19 protein-coding genes are annotated in these 24158 nt (G+C 50.3%); 18 read left to right on the top strand and 1 reads right to left on the bottom strand.

Annotated features, from left to right (window positions below; all coding sequences use genetic code 11):
- The first annotated feature begins 118 nt into the window (after nucleotides 1-118).
- The 18 genes from KNQ18_RS09530 (at nucleotide 119) to KNQ18_RS09445 (ending at nucleotide 22558) form a co-directional block, all read left to right on the top strand.
- Nucleotides 119-1867, top strand: a complete 1749-nt coding sequence (locus tag KNQ18_RS09530) for a 2-oxoacid:acceptor oxidoreductase subunit alpha (protein ID WP_035398188.1) — start codon at nucleotides 119-121, stop codon at nucleotides 1865-1867.
- Nucleotides 1854-2720 (top strand): 2-oxoacid:ferredoxin oxidoreductase subunit beta, encoded by an 867-nt coding sequence (locus KNQ18_RS09525; protein ID WP_023467707.1) that lies wholly within the window; start codon nucleotides 1854-1856, stop codon nucleotides 2718-2720. Before KNQ18_RS09530 ends, KNQ18_RS09525 begins: the two co-directional genes overlap by 14 nt.
- 100 nt (nucleotides 2721-2820) lie before the next feature.
- The gene (tdh, locus tag KNQ18_RS09520; RefSeq protein ID WP_215084640.1) at nucleotides 2821-3909 is read left to right on the top strand and encodes an L-threonine 3-dehydrogenase; all 1089 of its coding nucleotides are present in this window, start codon (nucleotides 2821-2823) and stop codon (nucleotides 3907-3909) included.
- The gene (locus KNQ18_RS09515; RefSeq protein WP_215084638.1) at nucleotides 3909-5084 is read left to right on the top strand and encodes a glycine C-acetyltransferase; all 1176 of its coding nucleotides are present in this window, start codon (nucleotides 3909-3911) and stop codon (nucleotides 5082-5084) included. Before tdh ends, KNQ18_RS09515 begins: the two co-directional genes overlap by 1 nt.
- A 145-nt stretch (nucleotides 5085-5229) precedes the next feature.
- Entirely contained in the window at nucleotides 5230-6846 is a 1617-nt protein-coding gene (locus KNQ18_RS09510; protein ID WP_215084851.1) for an alpha/beta hydrolase, read from the top strand.
- Nucleotides 6843-8297 (top strand): phytoene desaturase family protein, encoded by a 1455-nt coding sequence (locus tag KNQ18_RS09505; protein ID WP_215084635.1) that lies wholly within the window; start codon nucleotides 6843-6845, stop codon nucleotides 8295-8297. Before KNQ18_RS09510 ends, KNQ18_RS09505 begins: the two co-directional genes overlap by 4 nt.
- Nucleotides 8298-8421: 124 nt before the next feature.
- On the top strand, nucleotides 8422-8709 hold the full coding sequence (locus tag KNQ18_RS09500; protein ID WP_029341204.1) for a hypothetical protein: 288 nt from the start codon (nucleotides 8422-8424) through the stop codon (nucleotides 8707-8709).
- 105 nt (nucleotides 8710-8814) lie between these two features.
- Nucleotides 8815-10083, top strand: coding sequence for a DUF445 domain-containing protein (locus KNQ18_RS09495; RefSeq protein ID WP_353049770.1), 1269 nt, complete (start codon nucleotides 8815-8817; stop codon nucleotides 10081-10083).
- A complete protein-coding gene (locus KNQ18_RS09490; protein ID WP_215084633.1) occupies nucleotides 10080-10907 on the top strand; it encodes a DNA-3-methyladenine glycosylase family protein in 828 nt (275 codons plus the stop codon). The genes KNQ18_RS09495 and KNQ18_RS09490 overlap by 4 nt, the downstream gene beginning before the upstream one ends.
- A gap of 111 nt (nucleotides 10908-11018) precedes the next feature.
- Nucleotides 11019-11456: a YlbF/YmcA family competence regulator gene (locus KNQ18_RS09485; RefSeq protein WP_023467714.1), complete on the top strand. Its 438-nt coding sequence runs from the start codon at nucleotides 11019-11021 to the stop codon at nucleotides 11454-11456.
- Nucleotides 11457-11518: 62 nt separating this feature from the next.
- On the top strand, nucleotides 11519-14050 hold the full coding sequence (gene mutS, locus KNQ18_RS09480) for a DNA mismatch repair protein MutS (RefSeq protein WP_215084631.1): 2532 nt from the start codon (nucleotides 11519-11521) through the stop codon (nucleotides 14048-14050).
- Nucleotides 14051-14060: 10 nt separating this feature from the next.
- Nucleotides 14061-15893: a DNA mismatch repair endonuclease MutL gene (mutL, locus tag KNQ18_RS09475; RefSeq protein ID WP_214769184.1), complete on the top strand. Its 1833-nt coding sequence runs from the start codon at nucleotides 14061-14063 to the stop codon at nucleotides 15891-15893.
- Nucleotides 15894-16153: 260 nt separating this feature from the next.
- Nucleotides 16154-16543, top strand: a complete 390-nt coding sequence (locus KNQ18_RS09470; RefSeq protein WP_052017178.1) for a CidA/LrgA family protein — start codon at nucleotides 16154-16156, stop codon at nucleotides 16541-16543.
- Nucleotides 16536-17219 (top strand): LrgB family protein, encoded by a 684-nt coding sequence (locus tag KNQ18_RS09465; RefSeq protein WP_214769186.1) that lies wholly within the window; start codon nucleotides 16536-16538, stop codon nucleotides 17217-17219. Before KNQ18_RS09470 ends, KNQ18_RS09465 begins: the two co-directional genes overlap by 8 nt.
- A gap of 101 nt (nucleotides 17220-17320) precedes the next feature.
- Nucleotides 17321-17845: an AAA family ATPase gene (locus tag KNQ18_RS09460; protein WP_215084629.1), complete on the top strand. Its 525-nt coding sequence runs from the start codon at nucleotides 17321-17323 to the stop codon at nucleotides 17843-17845.
- A gap of 101 nt (nucleotides 17846-17946) precedes the next feature.
- On the top strand, nucleotides 17947-19986 hold the full coding sequence (locus tag KNQ18_RS09455; RefSeq protein ID WP_215084627.1) for an ATP-binding protein: 2040 nt from the start codon (nucleotides 17947-17949) through the stop codon (nucleotides 19984-19986).
- A gap of 240 nt (nucleotides 19987-20226) precedes the next feature.
- Nucleotides 20227-22056 carry an anaerobic ribonucleoside triphosphate reductase gene (locus KNQ18_RS09450; protein ID WP_215084625.1) on the top strand — a complete coding sequence of 610 codons (1830 nt, stop codon included), beginning with the start codon at nucleotides 20227-20229 and terminating at the stop codon, nucleotides 22054-22056.
- Entirely contained in the window at nucleotides 22028-22558 is a 531-nt protein-coding gene (locus tag KNQ18_RS09445) for a 4Fe-4S single cluster domain-containing protein (protein WP_064300221.1), read from the top strand. Before KNQ18_RS09450 ends, KNQ18_RS09445 begins: the two co-directional genes overlap by 29 nt.
- On the opposite strand, the gene KNQ18_RS09440 is transcribed toward KNQ18_RS09445, so the two are convergent.
- Nucleotides 22537-24009, bottom strand: coding sequence for a DHA2 family efflux MFS transporter permease subunit (locus tag KNQ18_RS09440; RefSeq protein ID WP_029341214.1), 1473 nt, complete (start codon nucleotides 24007-24009; stop codon nucleotides 22537-22539). The genes KNQ18_RS09445 and KNQ18_RS09440 overlap by 22 nt on opposite strands.
- Nucleotides 24010-24158 lie beyond the last annotated feature (149 nt).

The raw sequence follows: 24158 nt of genomic DNA, 5'->3' as shown, positions 1-24158 counted from the left end.
CCGCGAAATTTTCTCACCTTTCCACCGAGGGAGCATTGTACTACTTCCGGTAAATCGGTATCATGAGGGAGGATAGAGAGAACTATCATTTCAGGGGACAGAGAAGGAGCGAACGTCGATGTATAATCAGTTATCATGGAAAGTTGGCGGTCAGCAGGGAGAAGGGATCGAATCAACAGGCGAAATCTTTGCGATTGCCTTGAATCGACTCGGCTATTACCTGTATGGTTACCGTCACTTTTCGTCACGTATCAAGGGAGGACATACGAACAATAAGATTCGTGTCGCGACACAGGAAGTCCGGACGATTTCCGATGATCTCGATATTTTAGTCGCATTCGATCAAGAGACGATCGATGTTAACTTCCATGAATTGCGTCAAGGTGCCATCATCATCGCGGATGCGAAATTCAATCCGACGAATCCAGACGAAGCACGCGCTTCCTTGTATGCGATTCCATTTACGGAAATCGCAGCTGATCTCGGTACGGCATTGATGAAGAATATGGTCGCGATCGGTGCATCGAGTGCGATTCTCGGCATTGCACCAGAGCGTTTCCAAGCCGTCGTCGAACAGATTTTCGGTCGAAAAGGTCCAGACATGGTCGAGAAAAACTTAGCGGCGATTCGTGAGGGTGCAGCAGCGTTCGAAGCACTTGCAGGAGAGGGCGAGCGGTTCGTCTTGGAACCGGCTGACGGAAAACAACGGATGTTCATGATCGGAAACGATGCGATCGCGCTTGGTGCAATCGCCGGTGGAGCGCGTCTGATGGCAGCTTACCCGATCACACCATCATCTGAGATCATGGAATACTTAATCAAGAAACTGCCGCAGTTCGGCGGAACGGTCGTCCAGACGGAAGACGAATTGGCGGCAGTCACGATGGCGATCGGGGCGAACTACGCAGGTGTCCGTGCTTTGACAGCATCTGCTGGTCCAGGATTGTCATTGATGGCGGAAGCGATCGGGTTATCCGGGATGACGGAAACACCGCTCGTCATCGTCGATACACAACGAGGTGGTCCGTCAACCGGTCTACCGACGAAACAGGAACAGTCTGACTTGATGGCGATGATCTACAGCACGCATGGTGAAATTCCGAAGGTCGTTTTGGCACCGTCAACGGTCGAGGAAGCGTTCTACGATGCAGCAGAGGCATTCAATATCGCAGAGGAATACCAATGTCCTGTCATTCTATTGACGGATTTGATGCTGTCGCTCGGAAAACAATCGGTTGAGCCACCGGATATGTCACGCGTTGAGATCCGTCGCGGGAAGTTGATTCAGGAAGACTTACCGGAACTTGAAGGAAAAGCGTACTTCAAACGCTACGAAGTGACGGAAGATGGGATCAGCCCACGTGTCATTCCAGGCGTCAAGCACGGGATTCATCATGTAACGGGTGTTGAACACAATGAGGAAGGGCGTCCGTCGGAAGCGACGAAGAACCGAGTCGATCAGATGACGAAGCGACTTCGGAAGCTGAACACGTTCCGCTTACAGGATGCCGTTCTCGTAACGGAGCATCATGCAGAACCGGATATCTTATTCGTCGGTTTCAACTCGACACGTGGAACGATCGAAGAGATCATGCCACGACTCGAAGCACAAGGAATCAAGGTTGATCACTTGCATATCCGTCAAGTCCATCCGTTCCCAAGTGAGCTCGTCACGCCGCACTTAGAGCGGGCAAAACGAGTCATCGTCGTCGAGTACAATGCAACGGGACAACTAGCGAAGCTGATCCAGATGAACTGTGGACATGCATCGAAGATCGAGCATATCCTGAAATTCAATGGCGACCCGTTCTACCCAGCAGAGGTCGTCGAGCAGGTCGTAGGAGGGGTATATCATGGCAACCTTTAAAGATTTTAGAAACGATGTCAAACCAAACTGGTGTCCAGGGTGTGGAGACTTCTCGATTCAAGCAGCGATTCAGCGTGCTGTCGCGAACGTCGGTCTCGAACCAGAAGAGTTGGCATTGATTTCCGGGATTGGCTGTTCTGGTCGGATTTCCGGTTATATCAATACGTATGGCTTCCACGGCGTTCATGGACGGTCCCTTCCGATCGCCCAAGGTGTCAAGATGGCGAACCGCGAATTGACGGTCATCGCGTCTGGTGGCGACGGTGATGGATTTGCAATCGGCATGGGACATACGATCCATGCATTCAAGCGCAATGTCGACATGACGTACATCGTCATGGACAATCAGATTTACGGCTTGACGAAGGGACAGACATCACCCACTTCTGCACCTGGATTCAAGACGAAATCGACGCCAAAAGGGTCGATCGAAAAGAGTGTTTCACCCGTTGAACTCGCCTTGACGGCTGGTGCGACGTTCGTTGCTCAAAGCTTCTCGAATGATTTGAAGGGCTTGACGCAATTGATCGAGCAAGCGACGGCACATAAAGGATTTGCCTTCATCAACGTCTTCAGTCCATGTGTCACGTTCAACAAGGTCAATACGTACGATTGGTTCAAACAGAACTTGACGAAGCTGTCCGATATCGAAGGATACGATCCGTCGAACTTGGATCTTGCGAAACAGACCGTTCATGCTCACGACGGACTCGTCATGGGATTGATCTATCAGGATGAAACACGTCCTGATTACCAGTCACAAATCGATGGGTATCAAGAATCTGGTCTCGCGTACGCGGATCTTGAGCTAAACGAAGAAACATTCGGTAAACTGGCAGCGGAATTCATGTAAGATAGAGGAAAGATGTGTTTGGTTTTTTTGGGGATGCTAAACATTTGGAAGTTCGCCACATATAAATAAACGTGAACTTCCGCGAAGGAGTCGGGGAAAGATGACGAAATTAGTAACGACGGTAGAAGAGACGACAACGACGAAAACGATGCGTGCACTCGTCAAAGAAGAGCGCGGGTTCGGTGCGGCACTCAAAGAAGTACCGGTACCCGTACCGAGTCGTGGAGAAGTCTTGATTCGAGTCGAGGCAACATCGATCTGTGGGACGGACGTGCATATCTATGAGTGGGACGCGTGGGCAGCCTCGCGTGTCAATCCGCCGTATGTCTTCGGTCACGAGTTCTCGGGCGAAGTCGTCGAGCTCGGAGAAGGCACGAAACGCTTGAAACTCGGTGACCGTGTCTCGGCGGAGACACATATCGTCTGTCATCAATGTAAACAGTGTCTTCGTGGGCAATATCACATCTGTAAGAATACGAAGATCATCGGTGTCGATACACAAGGCTGTTTTGCAGAATACGTCGTCATGCCGGAAGAAAACCTCTGGGTCAACCCGGAAGATATGCCAGCAGGGATTGCCTCGATCCAAGAGCCGATGGGCAATGCTGTCCATACGGTTCTTGCGAGTGATGTCAGTGCGAAAACGGTCGCGATCGTCGGTTGTGGTCCGATCGGTCTGATGGCGGTCTCCGTCGCTAAAGCAGCTGGTGCGGCGGAAGTCGTCGCAATCGACGTCAATCCGTATCGTCTTGAACTCGCGCGTACGATGGGGGCGGATGTCGTCATTGATTCACGTCATGACGATGTGTTAGAGCGAATTGAACGCATGACGGACGGCGACGGGATTGATGTCGTCTGTGAGATGAGTGGTCATCCGGTTGCGATTCGTCAAGCATTCGAGATGGTGACAGCAGGTGGAGACGTCAACATCCTCAGTCTGCCGATCAAACCGGTCGAAATCGATTTGACGAACCACGTCGTCTTTAAAGGTGTCCGGGTCCAAGGGATCACCGGTCGGAAGATGTACGAGACATGGAGCCAGGTTTCTGCTTTCTTATCGAGCGGAAAAGTCGATGTCCGACCGTTGATCACACACACGTTGCCGCTTGAGCGGTTCGAAGAAGGATTTGAATTGATGCGTCAAGGGAAATGCGGGAAAGTCGTATTACAACCAAGGGGGACGAATTAATGGGATTTGAACACTTACGGACAGAACTAGAAGAGATGAAACAGGCGGGCACGTTCCGCAACCTCGTAGCACTTGAGAGCGCGCAACATAACCGCGTGACGATCGACGGGAAGGAACTCATTCAACTGTCGTCGAACAACTACCTCGGACTCGCAGCACATCCACGTCTCGCTGAACAAGCTGCGGAAGCAGCGCGCACGTTCGGTGCTGGAACAGGATCCGTTCGGACGATTGCCGGAACACTCGAGATGCACCAAGCATTCGAACGGGAACTTGCGACATTCAAACATACGGAAGCAGCACTCGTCTTCCAGTCGGGATTCGCAACGAATCTCGGTGTCTTATCGGCACTGCTCGGTCCGGAAGACGTCGTCATTTCGGATGAGTTGAACCACGCTTCGATCATCGATGGGATTCGTCTGACGAAAGCGAAACGCCGGATCTATAAACACGTCGACTTGGCGGATCTTGAAGCGGCCTTACAAGAAACGCAAGACGCGCGGACGCGCCTTATCGTCACGGACGGTGTCTTCTCGATGGACGGAAACATCGCACCACTTCCGGAAATCGTTGAATTAGCCGAGCGATATGACGCACTCGTCATGGTCGATGATGCCCATGCGTCAGGTGTGCTTGGGAGAGCGGGACGCGGTACGGTCAATCACTTCGGTCTTGACGGACGTGTTGCCCTGCAAGTCGGTACGCTCTCAAAAGCCATCGGTGTCCTCGGGGGATACGTCGCGTGTGAACAGCACGTCAAAGATTACCTGATCCATAAAGGACGTCCGTTCTTGTTCTCGACATCACATCCACCAGCAGTCGTCGAAGCGAACCGGGAAGCGCTCCGTGTCATGGAGGAAGAGACGGAACTCTTCGATCGTCTGTGGGAAAACACGGAATTCTTTAAACAAGGACTCCGGGATCTTGGATTCGACATCGGAACGTCGACGACGCCGATCACACCTGTCATCGTTGGGGATGAAGCACGTTGCCACGAGTTGTCGGACCGCTTACGTCAAGAAGGTGTCTTTGCTCAAGGCATCGCCTTCCCGACGGTTGCAAAAGGAAAAGCACGTGTCCGGACGATCGTGACGGCGGAACATACGCGTGAAGATTTAACGACGGCGCTTGCAGCTTTCGAAAAAGTCGGTCGTGAATTAAACTTGATCGGTTGATATCGATCACGGACGAAATGCGTCCGCATACTTTCAGGCAGCGGATCAGCGATCCGCTGCCTGAAGTGCGTCATGACGAAAGAATCAACGTCGACCGTTTTTACTTTTGCGAGATAGGGAATAACAGATGAGGAAAGGATGTGACCTGATGAGTACGAAGAAGAAAGGGATTTTGCTCTCATTTTTGATGCTGACGCTGCTCCTTGGGGGTTGTATTCGCATCCAGTACGATGCGACGATCCATACCGATCAGAGTATTACCTTAAAGACGACATATGCCGCGAAGGAACATCCGGTTGCGCGTTTACTGAACCTAAATCCGAATTGGAATAGTTATGTCAAACAGGCAGAAAAGAACGGCTATGCAGCGAAGGCGTTCAAGACGAAGGATGACTACGAAGGGATTCGGATGCAGAAGACATTCGCGAACTTCAAGGACATGACATCGATCAAGGACGAATGGAAGACTGGGATTGGCGGAATTCTCATTCCACCCGATACGAAGTTCGACATGAAAAAATCGGATGGTTTTTGGTTTGATACGTATCGACTTGATACGAACATCGATCTCAGTATCGATCGTTTGAATATCAAAGGCTATCAACCGACAGGACAAGTCAAGAAACTCGCCGATCGGTATATCCGTCAAGCCGATATTGAGATCAAGCTCCACGGTCCAAAAGTCATTGGTCTCCAAAATGGAGAAAAGATCGACTGGTCGAATTACCATGATGTGTCATGGAAATTATACGGAACGAAAGCCAACCAGCTACAGTTGATTGCGTATGTACCGAATCCGACAGGTTGGATCATTACCGGTATCGTGTTATTAATCGGTGTCGGATTATTCCTTTACTGGGTCTTTCACCGTGTCCGTCGCTTGCGCCGGCAACAGTTGAAGACGATCAGTATCTCGCTCCTCGTCTGTTTGATTGTCGGGGGAGGCGCGTGGTGGGTGTTCGCGGAAGATACGTCGAGTGCGCCGCCACCAACGCGTCAAATCGTCACACAAGGGAAGAGTGAAATCGTGCCGACGTTCCTCGTCCACGGGTTATTCGGGACGGAGCGGACGTTCGTGCCGATGATTCAAAACTTCACGAATAAAAAAGTCGCCGATGATGGCGGTCGATGTGACGTGACCCGTTCCGGGAAAGCGACCTGTAGCGTCAAACCATCATCGACCGGCTACCCACTTGTCCGAATCGTCTTCGCAGATGATGAGGCAAGCCTTGTCGATCAGCAAAAGTGGTTGAATGCGGCGATTGCAGCTTACGATGCGAAACAAAAAGCGACCTTTGCCGATATTCAGCTCGTTGGGCACAGCATGGGTGGTGTCGATGTCGTCGCCTACACGGTCCAAGAGGAGATGCCGTATCACGTCCGAAAAGTCGTGACGCTCGACTCACCGATCGCTGGTTCGGATTACGCGAAGCTCGGCTTGACACTTGCGCCACTCGGCACGAATACGAACAGTCCTGCCATACGTGATCTTGCGAAAGGTTCTCCAGCGATGAACAATCTGACCCAACGGCTTGAGACGTGGCCACGCGACGTACTCGTCTATTCGTTTGGTGCCAAAGGAGGCGACTTCAATCTGATTTCGTTGAAGAGTTCGTTTGCACTCGAGAACTACACGGATAACATCCAGACGAAATCCTATAAGTATGATCACTTCACGATTCATCGCCGGGAGCCGGTCTTCCGCGAAATCCGCAATTTCCTGTTTAAAGAAAATCGAGTCACGGAGGAGGAACCATCATGAAACAGGTCGTCATCGTCGGCGGAGGAATTGCCGGTCTAACGGCTGCGGCATTGATTGCACAAGAAGGACATGCCGTCACGGTACTTGAGGGAAGCCGTGAATGGGGAGGATCAGCCGGGAAGTTCACGCGCCGGGACTTGACGTATCCAGTTGGAGCGACCCTTGGGATGGGATTTGAACCGGGTGGCATTCATGCCCGTGTGCTCGATCATCTCGGAGTGACGCACCAGGTCAAGCCACTCGACGTCGTCATGACGATTCGCATCGAAGGACGATTGATTCATTATTATCAAAATCGCGATGTGTTTCTAACCGAATTGACGTCACATTTTCCGGAGCAAGCATCGTCGATTCGGGCATTCTTTGCTGAAATCGAGCAGATACACGAGGCGATTCGACCACTGATGGCAGAACTGCCGGCATTGCCACTTCAAGATTTAGCCGACGTCCGGCGGTTAGTCCGTCACACGAGAAGTGTCGTCCTCTTACCATATTTTCCGCTGACGATTGGTCATCTGTTACGCAAACATCGACTAGCGGATACGCTGTTCGCACAAGTGATCGACGGGATCTTACTCGACAGCATGCAGACAGGACAGGAGGCGTCAGCTTTACTAGGAGCCGTCGCCTTATCGATTTACCATGAAGGTGCTTATTATGTCCCGGGTGGATTATACCGACTGGCCGAGCAATTGAAAGAGATAGCCGAGGCGAGCGGGGCAACCTGTCTCCTTGGGCGAAAAGTCACGTCGATTCGAAAGACACCGGATGGTTTCTTGATCGAGGATCGTCGCGGACGCTTGATGCTTGCTGATGCTGTCATCTGCGCAGTTCCGCTTGAAGGCATCAGGGAAGTCGTCAGTTCGGATATGCGACGAACGTTACGACGGACGTATCAGCGACAAGAAAAGCTACAGCAATGGGCGACGTTTACGTATTATGCGGCGATTCCGGAGTCGATCATTTTGTCTGACGAAGCATTCCGGCAAGTTCATGATCCGTCCTTACCTTCAGGTCATGCCTTCATCTCCCTCTCCCGTCCGGACGACCGGTTACGTGCACCAGCCGGTCAGCGGACGCTGACGATGTCATGTCATGTTCCGATTGGTACGTTTGATAAGACGGACCGGAAACGCTACGACGAACAGGTCGAGGTGATGTCGGCGATCTTCGAAGCTATTCTTGAACAACAGTTTCCTGGCTTCGTGCAACAGGCGATCGAACGCCATCCGGGTGGACCCGGTGCGTGGGTACGCTATACGTTCCGTCCGGATGGTGGAGTCGGGGGATATCCGCAACGTCCGAGTACAAGTCTCTTGTTCGCAGCGCCGTTCCGTACGGGCATCGATCACTTCTTTGCAATCGGGGACACGATCTTTCCGGGTGCCGGGACGATTGGGGCGACGACGTCTGCGATTCATGTTGCCCGACAGTTTGACGTCAGATTATGAGAAATCGTCGTAAAATGATGAAAGAAGCGACGCATCTGTCGCTTTTTTCACATTTGAGGATTATGATGAGGAAGAGTCGGGAACATGATATCCATGAACAGAAAGAGAGAAGGAGTGAAGAACCATGGAGACATTCGAACAAAAATGTCAGTCGTTCATTCAGGAACGACGACCTGAAGTCGGTCCGATTCAATTCGAGTCGGCGCGTACGTTTCTCAATGCACGCGGTTTAAGTGTCTACGAACGGATTTATCAAGGGAAAGAAGAAGTCCGATTAGCGTTCGTCGAGCAGACGAATGGTCAACAACTCGTTTCATTAATGGAAAATACATTCGGCAACGGACTGGTCTATTTTGTCTCAACGGCAACCGCGACATGGGATGGCGACCGTTTTGGTGAATACACGTTTTAAGTACATAGGGAGTCCCAGTCGATGACTGGGGCTCTTTCGTGTCGAAACCTAATCCTTGTCCCGTTCGTAAGGTAGATAAGTGACTCAGTTGAAGGAGGAAACGATGTGTCATCACTTGAACAACCTAAAACATCGACACGGCGGCTTGCGACCGTCTCGTTGATTTTCATGGCGGTCGGATTCGTCGTCTCATTGCCATTTAAAGAAAATGCGTGGGTCTTTTGGCTCCAGAGTGGTTTTGAAGCCGGACTCGTCGGTGGGATTGCCGACTGGTTCGCGATCACGGCATTGTTTCGCCATCCGCTCGGCTTAAAGATTCCCCATACGAACCTGTTGCCGAAAAATCGGGAACGGGTCATCGAATCAATCGTTCATATGCTCGAGACGGACTTGCTCAATAAAGAGAGTATCGTCGCGAAACTCCAGCATATGACGCTCGCAGATCGTGTCATCAAAATCTTACGTTCGATTCTCGTTCTACCTGCTTTTCGAGCGACCGTCACCGAGCTGTTGATTGGTTTAATTCGGAAACTACCGAAAGAGGCGATTCTTGAGTTTGCGAATACACGGGTGACGGAGACGATCAAAGCGTATCCGTCAAAACGGCTAGCTGTCCGAGCGATGCAATTGAACGATGAACGTCGTCTCGACGAGTGGCTGATGGACCAGTTACTCGATTATGGGCAACGTCTGCTCGAAGACCCCGTCATCCGCGATCAGATTGGGCGCCTTGCTTATACGGCGATGATCGATCAAGAAAAGAATACGTTCTTGCGGGTGACGGCGCGAACCGTCCAAAAAGTCTATTCAGAAGAAAAACTCAGTCTAGTCATTCAAGGTGTCTTGTTGACGGTCATTCAAGATATGCGACACGTCCATCACCCGAATCGTTTAGCGATTCTTGATCATTTGCGTCGTAATCTGGCACAGTTATCGATTGATGAAGAGCGTCTAGCGAAAATCGATGCTTGGAAGGCAAGCGAGGTCGACCGGTTTGACTTCGTTCCGGTCATTGAACGCGCGTATGATGCTGGTTTGATCGAACTCGAACGCTACTTGACGTCAGATGCCTTCTGGACGGAACGGGCGATGCCAATGCTTTCGCGCGCTTTAGACGACTGGGAACAGCATCCGACGTTCAAAGATAGCAGTGATCAATGGATGAAGGAGCAACTCGTTCGTTTCGTCGAACAAAATCATCAAAAAATCGGTGGACTCGTCCGCGAGAACTTAAACCGGTTCGATACGGAGACACTGATTCATATGATCGAGGATAAGGTCGGCAGTGACTTGCAATGGATTCGGGTCAACGGGGCATTGTGTGGATTCATCATCGGTTTGATTCTCGGTGCAATCAAGGTGTTCGTCGGATGAGCCGGTGGACATATGATGTGACGTTGTCGGAAGCATTTGATTTTAAAGGAGTCGTGTCTCGTTTGACGGGAGACCCGTTACAAATCGAACAGGATGGGCGACTCGTCGTTCCGATCTTCATCAACGATCAGGCATACATCACGACGATGGAAGCCATCGATGGTTACACGTTACGGATTGACGGTTCAGGACCGCAAACAGCGGTGCTGACGCAACTCAATCGACGCTTTCGACTCAATGAGCCGAATCCTGCGCAGCGTCTCAAGGCGACGTCGTTACACGCGATCGTCGAACAGTTCGGTGACGAACGACTCGTGCTTGATCATTCACCGTTCACGGCCTTGATTCGCTCGATCATTCATCAACAAATCAATCTGTCATTTGCCCATACGTTGACGGAACGTGTCTTTCGAACATTCGGAACGGTCAAGGACGGAATCATTCTTCCGCCGACACCGCGTCAATTAGCAACGGCGCGTCGCGAGGACTTGCTTGCTCTGCAACTATCAGGACGTAAAGTCGATTATCTGCTTGGTGTAGCGACAGCAGCGATTGATTATGATGCATTGACGTCAGCCGACGATGCAGAAATCGCCGAGACGTTGATTGCACTGAAAGGCGTCGGACCATGGACGGTCCAAAACGTCCTGATGTTCGGGTACGGTCGTCCGGACCTTTTTCCGGCATCAGACATCGGGATATTACGGGCTTTCGAACGGTTACTCGGTTACCGACCGACGGTGGAAGAAGCGACGCGACTGGCAGAGGAATTTGCCCCTGTCCGCAGTCACGCCGCCTATCTATTATGGCGTTCGATTGAATAAGGAACTATTCTTGTCACTCTATCGCGAGAACGGTATAATGAATGCGACAGAACGAGGAATCGTTCAGAATGCTAAGGGAAGCGACGTGTTCGCTAACGATAGAGGGGACGAATGTGGATGTATACAGATGAACAAATCATCGAAAAAGCCAATGAAATCGCTAAAATGATTTCAGAGACACCGGAAGTAGAACGATTTAAAGCGGCAGAAGCCAACATCAATGGAAATGAAAAAGTCCAAAAGATGATGAAACAAATCAAGTTCCTTCAAAAAGAGGCAGTCAACTGCCAACATTACGGCAAAACAGAAGCACTCGCACGTGTCGAAGCGAAGCTCGATAAATTGTTCGCTGAGCTCGATGAGATGCCTGTCGTCCAACAGTTCCAAGAAACACAAGAAGAAGTCAACGGACTTCTCCAATACATCACGGTGACGATTTCGAACGGGATTACGGATCAAATCATCGAAGCGACGGACGGAGATGTTCTCGCTGGTAAGACAGGTAGCGGCATGGAAGCAGAAAACAAAAGCGGCGGTTGCGGCTACTAATCACGAAATGAACGAAAAGCCGACGGACATCCGTCGGCTTTTTCTACGAATGAGGTGGAAGAATGGAAGCAGTACACAACACTCCGATGATGAAACAATACTTCTCAATCAAGGCGGATTATCCGGATGCCTTTTTGTTTTATCGACTCGGTGATTTTTACGAATTATTCTTTGAGGATGCCAAGAAAGTCGCCCATGAGCTGGAGTTGACGCTGACGGCGAAAAACGGCAAGAACGCGGAACATCCGATTCCGATGTGTGGCGTGCCCCATCACGCAGCGAACGGCTACATCGAACAGTTGATCGAGCGTGGTTATAAAGTGGCGCTTTGTGATCAAGTCGAGGATCCGAAGTTGACGAAAGGACTCGTCAAACGCGAAGTCATCCAAGTCATCACACCGGGAACGTTGATGTCCGCGTTGACGGAAAAAGAGAATCGGTACTTAGTCGCGGTCGTCGAACAGGACGGTCGTTTTGGGATTGCTCGCGGTGATGTCTCAACAGGTGAGAGTGCCTTGACAAGCGTTGCGACACTCGACGGTGTAGTCAAAGAACTGAGCATCATTTTGCCACGGGAAATCATCGTCACGACAGAGGAACATGAGACGGCGCTCGCACACTTACGGATTCCGCTGACACGCAGTTCACGGCGCGAGACGCATCCGCACGGTGATCGTGCGATTGATACAGCTCAAGCGGAAGCCTTTGCGGTCCTCTATGCCTACATGCACGATACACAAAAACGAGCGTTGACACATCTACAACCCGCTGTCGTTTATGAGGCGAGCGATTTCATGCAACTTGAACCGAATACGGTCAAGAATCTTGAGCTCGTCCGGTCGGCACGGACAGGAGACAAGAAAGGTTCGTTGCTTGGTTTACTTGACGTGACAGGTACAGCGATGGGCGGACGGATGCTGAAACGCTGGTTAGAAAAACCGTTGTTATCGGAACGTGTCATCACGGAACGGCTCGACGCTGTCGAGGAATTGTTGCAACACTATTTCGAGCGTCAACAACTAAAAGATACGTTACGCGAAGTCTATGATCTCGAGCGACTTGTCGCGAAAGTCGGGTATGGAACAGCGTCTGCGCGCGACCTCGTTCAATTGAAGTCGACGTTGCGATTGATTCCCCGCATTCAATCAGCGCTTGAGGAGATGATGAGTGAACGTCTCGGTCAACTCAGTCTCGGACTTGATCCGCACGATGAGTTGAGCGATCTACTCGATCGTGCTTTCGTCGAAGCCCCACCGATCTCAACGAAAGAGGGCGGAATGATTAAGGCTGGTTATTCCCCAGACCTCGACGAGTTACTCGTCGCCTCAAAAGACGGCAAGACATGGCTTGCGACACTTGAAGCCAGTGAACGGGCAGCAACCGGTATCAAGACGTTGAAGATCGGCTACAATCGCGTCTTCGGTTATTACATCGAGGTCTCACGTGCCAATGCCAAGCTGTTGCCGGAAGGACGGTATGAACGGAAGCAGACACTTGCCAATGCTGAGCGTTATATCACACCGGAACTGAAGGAAAAAGAAGCTTTGATCCTTGGTGCGGAAGAGAAGAGTGTCACGCTCGAGTACGATCTCTTCTGTGGAGTGCGCGATGAAGTCAAAGGACACATCGAAAGCTTACAACGGGTCAGTCGCCGGATCGCGGAGCTCGACGTCCTCGTCGCACTGGCTGAGATTGCCGAGACGCACGACTATGTCCGACCAATCACGACGACGGGGCGAACGGTTGATATTCAGCAAGGACGTCACCCGGTCATCGAAACAGTCTTACCGCGCGGTGAATACGTCGCGAATGGGATCACCTTAAACGAAGGACGCGAGATGCTGTTGATCACTGGACCGAACATGTCCGGTAAATCGACCTATATGCGACAGTTCGCCTTGATCGCCTTATTGCATCAAATCGGCTCGTTCGTACCAGCTGCTCAAGCGGAACTGCCGATCTTCGATCAAATCTTCACGCGAATCGGGGCGGCAGATGACCTCGTCAGTGGACAGTCGACATTCATGGTCGAGATGGTCGAGACACAAGAAGCGTTGACGCGTGCAACGGACCGGTCGTTGATCCTGCTAGATGAAATCGGTCGCGGGACCTCGACGTACGACGGGATGGCACTCGCACAAGCGATCGTTGAACACATCGCCCGGCACGTTGGGGCGAAGACGCTATTTTCGACCCATTATCATGAACTGACGGTGCTCGAAGAATCGATTGATCGATTAGCGAACGTTCACGTCCGTGCCGTTGAACAAGATGGGCGTGTCGTCTTCTTGCATGAAGTACGCGACGGAAAAGCCGACCAATCGTACGGGATCCACGTCGCGCGGTTAGCTGATTTACCAGACAGCTTGATTGAGCGGGCGCAAGTCCTCTTGTCTGAGTTCGAGCAGGCAGAGCCTGTTCCGGTCGCAGCACCTGTCAAAGCTCCTGTTCAGGAGGAGCCGGTTGATCAACTCAGTCTGTTCTCAGAAGCGGATCCGCTGCGTGAGACGATGGCGAGTCTTGATTTGATCAACATGACGCCACTCGAGGCATTGAATACGCTGTACCGCCTACAAGCCGAAGCGAGAAAGTGAGGAGAATGCAGTGGGAATCATTCGTGAATTATCCGATAGTTTAGCGAACCGGATCGCGGCGGGAGAAGTCGTCGAACGACCAGCATCGGTCGTCAAGGAACTGGTCGAGAACGCACTTGATGCCGGTGCGACACAAATCGATGTCGAACTCGAAGAAGCTGGAATGAAACGGATGACGATCCGCGACAACGGACACGGGTTTTACCCGGATGACGCTGAACTGGCTTTCGTCCGTCACGCGACGAGTAAGATTAAGGATGAGCATGACTTATTCCGAATCAAGACACTTGGTTTTCGCGGAGAGGCACTTGCCTCGATCGCGTCCGTCAGTAAAGTGACGTTGAAGACGAAACGTGAGGACGCGGAAGGGATTCAAGTGACGCTTGAGTACGGGACGGTCGTTGAACGGACACCAGCAGCAATGAACCGGGGAACGGAATTGACGGTCGAGCATCTCTTCTTCAACACACCAGCACGGCTGAAGTATTTGAAGACGACGCATACGGAACTAGCTGCGATCACGGACGTGCTGAACCGGATGGCGTTTGCTCATCCAGACGTCAAACTTCGGGCTACCCATGAAGGAAAGACGTTGATCCAGACGAACGGATCAGGAGACGTCCGGCAAGCGCTGGCGAGTGTCTACGGTCATCAAACGATTCAAGGAACGTTGGTCGCCAAGGGCGCGAATGCCGATTATCAATTGACGTGTCATCTCGTCAAACCGGAAGTGACCCGTGCCTCGAAGAATTACATTACGTTGATTCTCAATGGACGTTCGGTCAAAAACTTCGCCCTGACGCAAGCGGTCTTGAACGGTTACCATACACTCTTGCCGATCGGGCGGTATCCGATTGCAGTCATCGAGGTGACGATGGATCCACTCCTGATCGATGTCAACGTTCACCCGGCGAAACGAGAAGTCCGTCTTTCAAAAGAGATGGAGCTCTGCCAGTTGATTCAGGAGACGATCAAGATGACGCTCAGCCGGGAGACACTGATTCCGAAAGTGACGCCACCGAAACCAAAAAAAGATCCGAGTAGCCAAGAAAAACTCGATTTTTCTTACGTCGCGGAACCAGTCGAAGAGACGTCATCGCGAGCGGTCTGGAATTATCCGATTCCGAAAAAGCCGCAAGAGGACGATCGACCATCTGAAGTGCAATCATTACCGTTTAGCAACGAGGATGATCTGTTCGAGCCCATCGCACCAGTCAAGCAGGAGTTTACTGAACCGATTGAGGAGCCACCCGCGCGTCCGCGCTTTCCGCATCTCGACGTCATCGGTCAACTCCATTCATCCTATATCGTCTGTGCCGGGGAAGACGGGATGTATATGATTGATCAACATGCAGCACAGGAACGGATCAAATACGAGACGTATAAGGTCATGTTCGGTCGACCACCGGAACAACGACAGCAATTGCTCTTACCGTATACGTTTGAAATCTCGTCGGATGACATGAAACGGATGGAGGAAGTCCTTCCGTTGCTAAAAGACGTTGGCATCGAGTTCGAAGCATTCGGTCCACAAAGCTTCATCGTCCGAGAAGTTCCGACGTGGTTCCCGTCACATCGGCAGGAAGAGACGATTCAGGAATTACTCGATGAAGCATTGATGAAGCGAAAAATCGATCTCGAGACGTATCGGGAAGATGCCGCCATCATGATGGCGTGTAAGAAATCGATCAAGGCGAATCATCCGTTGAACGATGAGATGATGCGCCGGTTGATTGACGATCTAGCGAAAACGGAAATGCCGTTCACGTGTCCGCACGGACGTCCGGTCATCATCGAATGGACGACGTATGAACTTGAGAAGTTATTCAAACGGGTCATGTGATCAAGATGAGGAGACGATTCCATTCAGGTGTCGTCTCAGATTAAAAAGGGAGCTGATTCAAAAGTCAGTTTCCTTTTTGTTCGTCTCGAATCATTTTTTGTACTGATACACGACTGACTGGTTTTTGTTTGTGCTAATACAAAAAAAGGTGAGAATTTTCATGAGAACGGTTACTTCAGTTGATTAACTAGATTTCATTGATTGTTGAAGGAAAGAGGCGGATAATAAGACCCGAAACTGTTAACAAGGGGACCTTTATCATGTTGTCACGCGTTATGCGTATCATTCAAATCATTGCTCAAATCGCACTTATTTTTTGTTTTTCACTCAGTGGGGACTGGGTGAGCGAAACTTTCCAGTTACCATTACCTGGTAACATCATCGGCTTGATTCTGCTGTACGTGACGTTAAAAAGTCGACTGCTTCCTCTCGTCGCTGTTGAACGGGGCGGAACCTTTCTACTGTTCGTCATGCCGTTATTTTTTGTCCCAGCACTGTCCGGAATCATGGATTATACGGCATTCCTTCGAACATCTGGTCTTCAAGTCGTGTTGATCGTTGTCGTCAGCAGCCTGCTGACGTTAGTCGGATCAGCGTATATCGTCGATCGCTTGGCACACCGGAAAGAGGCGGTGAACCCACATGAGTGAGACACTGTTCTGGATCATCCTAACCATTCTTTTATTCAGTGGCGCGATGTTCCTTTATCAACGTCATCCTCGTGTCTGGACGTTACCGATCCTGACGGTGACGGCTGGCCTGATCGTGATTCTCGTCTATAGCGGCGTCTCACATGCAGAATACATGCAAGGGGGACAATACTTGTCGAAGATGCTCGGTCCAGCGATCACGGCATTTGCGATTCCACTCTATCGGGTCCGGCATCACGTCCGCCGTTTTTTACCGGAAATCGGACTCGGTGTGTTGCTTGGAACCTGTATTGCGATGAGTTCAGATTTGTTACTCGGTCTGCTGCTTCATCTCGAGCGGACGACGAACCTTGCCTTGTTACCGAAATCGGTCACGTTACCCGTTGCCTTAGCGATCTCACAAAAAGCAGGCGGGACGACGACGTTGACGGCTGCCTTCGTTTTATTGACCGGATTGACGGGATCAATCGTCGGACCAAAATTAATGACGGGCTTGAAAATTCGGCACTTCGTCAGCCGTGGAGTAGGCTTGGCATCGATTGCCCACGTCATGGGCGCGACGAAATCGATGAGTCTTGATCAGCGCGAAGGGGCGGTAGGTCTGTTGACGATGGTCTTGACGGCTGTCTGTGCCAGCATTCTCGCACCGTTTTTAATCACATGGTTATATGGCTAAACACTCTGTTTTTTCAACGGAGTGTTTTTTTGTAACCGATTGAAACTTGTCGACCACTTTTGCAGTATAGTACAACAGAAAACAGGGTGGAGGAGAAGAGGATGATCATTTGGATTAACGGTACGTTTGGCGTCGGGAAGACGACAGCAGCAAAAGGGTTACAAAAGCGTTGGAGCGGATCATACATTTTTGACCCGGAAGAGACAGGCTATTTCTTACGGGCACAACTGCCGGAAAACAAAGACGATTTTCAGGATGAGCCGTTGTGGCGCACGTTTAATCGACAGCTCCTCGAACAGCTCGATACGGAAGATGCGCGGATCATCGTACCGATGACCTTGACGAATCCAGCGTACTTTCAGGAAATTATCGGAACGTTACGCGAGACTGGACATGATGTCCGTCATATCGCCCTGATGGCGAAGGAGACGACTGTCAAACGCCGCCTGATCAGCCGCTTTGAGCGTCCAAACTCGTGGGGCGGTCAACAAGCGGAACAACGACTACGGCAATTATCCGATCCGCTGTTCAGTCAACAGATCGAGACGGATGATCTGACGAAAGGGCAAGTCATTGATGCGATTGCTCTCGTGACCGGGATCGGACTCTCGCCTGCCCGACCGTAAAGGATTCAAGAGAGATGTTTCCGGGAATCATTAGATGATAATAGATGAGGAGGAAACAATCTTGAACGAAGGGCAACTTACTGCTAGGAGGATTTATGAACATGAAACACTGGATGACTGAGAAATTGGGCAGACAGTTGATGGCGATTTTTTATAGTGTCTTTGCACTAAGTGTCATCACATCGGTTGCCAGTTATTTATACGTGGATAATGCAGACGGTCGGACGAAGGAGCAAGTACTTGACCAGTTACAAAAGACACAATGGTTCTGGTTCTTGAACTTGATGATTTTTTTATTTTGTCTATTGTTCATCGTCCGTCCGTTGATACATCGGGTGACGTCACAACTCCGCGAATTAAACGTCAAGAGTCGTCGCCTTGCAGAAGGCAAGTCGATTTCGCTCGAACATGATGTCGACAGCCATAATGAAGTCGGTCAATTGACGGCATCGTTTTACCAGATGGCACGGTCGATCTCATCCCAACATGCGGAATTGTCAACAAAGAATCAAGAAATGGAACACAATCAGGAAGTATTGAAGCAAAAACAGAATGAGCTTGAGCGTGCTCTTGAAGTGACGCGGACGAATGAACTCCATTTGCAGGATCGGAATGAACTGATCGAAACGCTTGCTTCAAAGGAGAGTTTATTCGATTACTCGTCTGTCATCAGTACGATTGTCCGGTTGACGAAGACAGAGTTCGGGGCATTGTTATTGATCAAGAATAATGAAATCGCGCAAGTCGTTCCAAAAGAAATGACAGAAGAACAACAAGAGAGTCTGAAGACGGAGTCGTTACTACTAAAGCGAGTCATGATTTCAAAGGAAACCGCACATTCTTCAAAAAAGGTCGCGAACGACGATCTCATCAAGTATCCGTATCACGTCTATGAAGGTGTCATTCCAATCATGGATCCGGCAAAAGAAGAATTGATTGCCTGTCTCTATCTAGCACGGTTTGACGCACCATTCAACCAACAGGATCTAGCGGAACTGGAATCGTTCTCGAAACAAATCGCGATCTCATTGATGCGAATGTCACTCTACGAACAGATGGAATACGAACGAAAAGAGACGGCACAACTGTTGAATTCCGTTCGGGAAGCGATTCTCTACATCAAACACGAAGAGAAGACGATCTTAGGAAATCAGGCGTTATTCGATATCTTCCAGTCGTTACAAGTCGAAGAAGACAACGATTCGATGACCTTCCTCGAAGTCCGACCGGAAACGATGTTCGAGCAGATGGACCAAAAGGAAGCGTTTGAAGCATACTTCGAAGAAGTCTTATCGGGTGAGATTCCGGAGGGCATGTTCTCCTTGTCGATCGACCAAGGGGAATACTTCATTCAAGTCTATGCCGAAGCCATTGCGCACGGGGGACATTCAAAAGGAACGATTCTCGTCTTTCGTGACGTCACGGCTGAGACAGAAGTCGACCGCGTGAAGTCGGAACTCGTCTCAACGGTCTCTCATGAACTTCGAACACCGCTCTCTTCAATTTATGGCTTTACAGAGCTCATGTTGAAACGGGATTTGGATCCTGAGCGGAACAAGCGATACTTGCAGACGATTCACGATGAATCAAAACGTCTGACCGATCTCGTCAGTGACTTCTTGAACGTTCAGCGGATGGAGTCAGGAAAGCAAGAGTATGACAAACAAATCTTTGACCTGAAAGAAATCGTCAAGGAACAAATTCAGTTCTATCAAGCAGCGACGGAGCAACACAGTCTGCAGCTTGATTTGAATGATGAACAGGACTTCATGGTCGAGGCAGATGCGAACAGCATGAAACAGTTACTCGGTAATCTCTTGAATAACGCGGTGAAGTACTCACCGGACGGCGGGGATGTCGTCGTGACGATGACCCACCAGCACAATCAGATCGAACTCAGCGTTCGTGATTTCGGGATCGGGATTCCAAGCCATTCGATGCCGCATTTATTCAGTAAGTTTTACCGGGTCGACAACTCAGACAGCCGAAAGATTGGCGGGACAGGTCTTGGATTATCGATCTGTAAGGAAATCGTTCGCGCACATGATGGCAATATCGAAGTCGAATCGATCCTTGGAGAAGGAACGGTCTTCCGGGTCAAATTGCCGAGTGCGACAGACGCGTTACTCGAAGCAGAATGAAGAGACGAAGAAGAGGCGATATCATGCGCCTCTTCTTTTTTGTCGTTTCACGTGTGAGATTCGTCCAAATTCATGCGTTTGGCTAAAACGAGTAAGATGCAGACATTTGAACGATAAATCGGACAGATTGATGACAGAACGGCTGAAACAGTTGAAAAAATCGTAAATTGTGCAGGGATTGCGAACGTTTCTGTACTCTCGCTATAGTGATTACAAAAAAGCGTGAGAGGAAGAAGAATCATGGAGAGCTTAGAAGCGTTACTCACACCACCGCAAGATATCGAACAAGAGAATGCAAACATTGATGGCAAAACACCGCTTGCGAAATTACAGCGGATTGCTGGAGAAGCAGCGCGACAGATGATGCGACAACACCTCGAAGCAGATGTCTTGCAGGCGCTTGACGACAACATCTTGTATATCCACGACGCCGATTACTACGTGACGGGTACGACGACTTGTGCCCAGATTCCGCTCGGTCAGCTACTCTCAAACGGATTTCAGACGACACACGGTTCAATCCGACCAGCGCAAGATATCCGTTCCGCCCTCGCCCTTGCAGCAATCATCGTCCAGGCGAATCAAAACATGCAGCATGGCGGACAAGCCTTCGCAACCTTTGACGATGATGTAGCACCATTCGTCGAAAAGACCTACCAACGCGAATGGACCAAACTAAATGACCTCGTGCCGCATTGGAAGCGACGCAAGCGGGAGCGGCGCGCATGGCAGGAGACGTATGAAAAGACGTTTCAGGCGTGCGAAGCGTTCATCCATAATACGAATTCGATGCATTCACGCGGTGGGGGACAGGTACCGTTTTTATCCGTCAATTATGGAACGAATACGACGCAGGCAGGTCGGCTCTTCCAGCGCGCCTTGCTGACGGCGACGGAACGTGGATTAGGAAGAGGGGAGACGCCGATCTTTCCAATTCAAATCTTTAAAGTCAAACAAGGCATCAACCTGTCACCGACAGACCCGAACTACGATTTGTTTCAACTTGCCACCCGCGTGACAGGAAAACGACTGTTTCCGAACTTTGCGTTTCTTGATGCATCATTCAACCGTCAGGAGCAACCGGGGGGAGCCGAAGTCGCGTACATGGGATGCCGGACCCGTGTGTTTGAAGATCGTGGAGATATCCCGTCCGTCACAGGACGAGGGAACTTATCGTTTACGAGCATCAATCTCGTCCGTTTGGCACTCCAAAGTAAAACCGTCGATCAAATGTTCGAAGCTGTCCAAGAGACGACAAGACTTGCATGCCGGCAACTCATCGCGCGTTATGAGTTCCAGGCAAGTCGAACGGCTGACGCGTTTCCATTTTTATATCAACATGTCTGGAAAGACGGTGAGACGCTAAAAAGTACGGATCAGGTGGGTCCAGTCCTCAAGCATGGGACGTTAGCGATCGGCTTCATCGGTCTCGCGGAATGTTTGACCGTCCTGACGGGGAGTCATCATGGGTATTCCGAACTGGCGCACCGGATTGGTCTTGCCTTGATTCAAGCGATGCGAACGGTCGTCGACAACTATGGCGAGATGACGGGATTGAACTTTAGTTTGCTGGCAACTCCAGCTGAAGGGTTGTCGGGTAAGTTCACACGTCGTGATGCTAGTGACTTCGGTGAAATCAAAGGAGTGACCGATCAGCCGTATTACACGAATTCCTTTCATATCCCTGTCGATGCGCCCGTAACGATCCGTGAAAAGATTCAACTCGAAGCACCGTTTCATGCATTATGTAATGGTGGACATATCACCTATGTCGAGACAGATGGCGCCCTTGCCGGAAATCCACAAGCGATTGAAGACATCGTTCGTTTGATGGCGGAAGCTGGAATCGGCTATGGGTCAATCAATCATCCCGTCGATCGTTGTCTTGATTGTCGAACGGAGCAGACGATTGAGGATCAGTGTCCGGTTTGCGGGAGTAAGTCCATCGAACGGATTCGACGGATTACAGGATATCTCGTCGGTACGCTGGACCGCTGGAATGAAGCCAAACGGGCTGAAGAGCAGAATCGGGTGAAGCACGATGTTACGCGTTCTTTCCCTTCATCCTGATTCTGTCGTTGATGGACCCGGTTTGCGAACGGTCCTGTTTCTTGCCGGTTGTCCACACCACTGTGTCGGCTGTCATAATCCGTCCTCCTGGGATCCGGCAGGTGGAGTGGATTGGACGATTAAAGAAACAGTGGAACGGATTCAGGCGATCGGAAATCGTCGTTTGACATTATCCGGCGGCGAGCCGATGCTTCAAGCGGCAGCACTTGTGCAACTTCTCGAACAACTTGGACCAGATTATGACGTCATTTTATATACTGGCTATGTACTAGAGGAAATCTTACAGCGTCGACGGTGGCATCCACTAATACTGCGACTAGACGGACTCATCGATGGTCCGTTCATCCTGTCGAAACTCGACCGAACGACACGTTTTCGGGGCAGCACGAATCAACGAATTTATGATCGACAGCAACTGCAAAAAAGAGTGTTACACAAAAACAAAAACTCCCCCGTCTCATCAGACAGGGGAGAATCAGATCATGCATATTTTTGTTCTTGATCGACGGATTCGACGACTGCGAGTGTCGTCGTCCGTCGTTTTTTGATGAAAAACGATAAAATCAGTGCCGCGAGTGCAAGTAACGTTGCGATGAAGAACGTATCGTTGATTCCTTCGATCATCGCCTGCATTTGCAACCATTCCGGATTAGCGGCTTCAGGTTGTGAAGCGAGTTCCGGAACGTGATGTTTCGTCCGCGACGTCATGATCGTCACGAGCAGACCTGAACCGATCGCACCCGATACTTGTGACAACGTATTGTTCAATGCCGTACCGTGTGGCGTCAAGTGTTGCGGAATATGGTTCAATCCGTTCGTCATGACGGGCATCATGACCATCGAGATTCCAAGGAAACGTAGCGTATACATGATGACGAGGAACGCGTATGACGTATCCGCAGCTAGCTGACTAAACGAGAACGTCGTTAAGACCGTCAGTGATAAGCCGATGATCGCAAGGATCCGAGCACCGAATCGATCGAACAGACGACCTGTGATTGGTGACATGATCGCCATGACGATCGCACCCGGTAACATCAAGAGACCGGAGTGAAACGGTGAGATACCGCGAATCGTCTGGATATAGATCGGCATCAAGATCATTGCGGAGAACATCGACATGTTCAAGACCATCGAAATTCCTTGCGATAAGGCGAACATCGGATAACGGAAAATCCCGAACTCAAGCATCGGTTCTTCGAGCATGAATTGACGTATAATAAAGGAAGTCAGACTAATCACACCGATGATCAATGATCCGATGACCGTCCAAGATCCCCATCCGGCAGAACCAGCGGAACTAAATCCATACAGCAAACCACCGAAACCAAAGCTTGAGAGAACGAGTGAAAATAAATCGAGTTTGAGTGTGCTACGAACCGTCTCTTTCTTCAATAAGAAGGCACCCGTGAACAGTACGAGTAATGCGATCGGTGTAACGAGATGGAACAACATCCGCCATTCATAATGTTCAAGAATCCAGCCGGACAATGTAGGTCCGATGGCTGGGGCGAACGTGATGACAAGTCCGAAGATGCCCATTGCTTGTCCGCGTTTCTCGATCGGGAAACCGGTCAAAAGAACGTTCATTAATAGTGGCATCATGATCGCAGAACCAGATGCCTGCATCATCCGCGCACCGAGTAGAAGCGGGAAGACGTGTGCTTGTCCAGCGATGATTGTACCGAGTGAGAACAGCGTCATCGCCGTCAAGAACAGTTGACGTGTCGAGAACTTCTGGACAAGGAAGGCTGACGTCGGAATCATGATTCCGTTGACGAGCATATAGCCCGTCGTCAACCACTGGGCGGTGCTTGCCTGAATACCGAAGGATCCCATGATCGACGGTAAGGCGATATTAAGTAACGTTGAGTTCAGGACCGCAACGAACGCACCTGCCATAAGGACAGTTAAAATTAAATAAAGTCGTGATGATTGCTTGCTTGATTGCATTTCGTTATGCTCCTTTTGTACTACGAGTCTAAAATGTTAGACTTGAATTCTATGACTAACTTGGCTATCTTACCAGGCTAAGTCGAATGAATTCAAATTATTTGCTTCATACACTAAAATAAGTGATTGTTAAACCATTGCAATCATTT

Origin of the sequence: Exiguobacterium sp. s78, assembly GCF_018618985.1 — a bacterium.
In the GTDB taxonomy this organism is placed as follows: Bacteria; Bacillota; Bacilli; order Exiguobacteriales; family Exiguobacteriaceae; genus Exiguobacterium_A; species Exiguobacterium_A abrahamii.
The sequence above is the reverse complement of the archived record's forward strand: the minus strand, read 5'-3'. Positions and strand labels throughout refer to the sequence as shown.